1 protein-coding gene is annotated in these 529 nt (G+C 65.8%); it reads right to left on the reverse strand.

The window, feature by feature from the left end; all coding sequences use genetic code 11:
* Nucleotides 1-383 (reverse strand): carboxymuconolactone decarboxylase family protein (locus IG04_RS43540; protein ID WP_036017095.1); only part of this gene is annotated, 383 nt, incomplete at its 3' end.
* Between the last annotated feature and the right edge of the window lie 146 nt (nt 384-529).

The following is a 529-nucleotide window of genomic DNA, read 5'->3' on the forward strand; positions in this document are numbered from 1 at the left end:
GTGATGGCCTCGGTCAGTTCGATCGCGGCGATCTCCTTGGCCGTGTAGTAGTGCTTCGACTCCTCCCAGGCGCTGAGCTGGACGATGCGCTCGACGGACTCGCCCATCGCGAGGGCGTCCTTGGTGTGCATGTCGAGGCAGAAGGCGCAGTGGTTGATCTGGGAGGCGCGGATCTTGACGAGTTCGCCGATGACCGGGTCCAGGTTCTTGCGGGCGGCCGCGTCGGCGCGGGCCAGCGCGCGGTAGAGGTCGGGGGCCAGTTCCGCGACGGAGATGCGGGGGGGGTGCTCCGGCAGGTAGGCGGCGGCCTTCTCGTCGGGAGTGGTGGGAGTGGTGGGAGTGGTGGAGGTGCTGGGGGCGGTGGGGGTGTTCTCGGTGGTCATGGTGGTGGTGTCCCCGTTTCTTCTGATCTGTGGCGGTTCATGTGCTTCCGGTGCTGCGTGTTGTCGAGCTTAGGAGGGGGACAGCCCAGAGGTATGGTCCATTTCCGTGACGGAATCTTGGGCCAATCTCGGGATCGACCTGCATC

This window comes from Lentzea albidocapillata, from assembly GCF_000719115.1.
In the GTDB taxonomy this organism is placed as follows: Bacteria; Actinomycetota; Actinomycetes; order Mycobacteriales; family Pseudonocardiaceae; genus Lentzea; species Lentzea albidocapillata.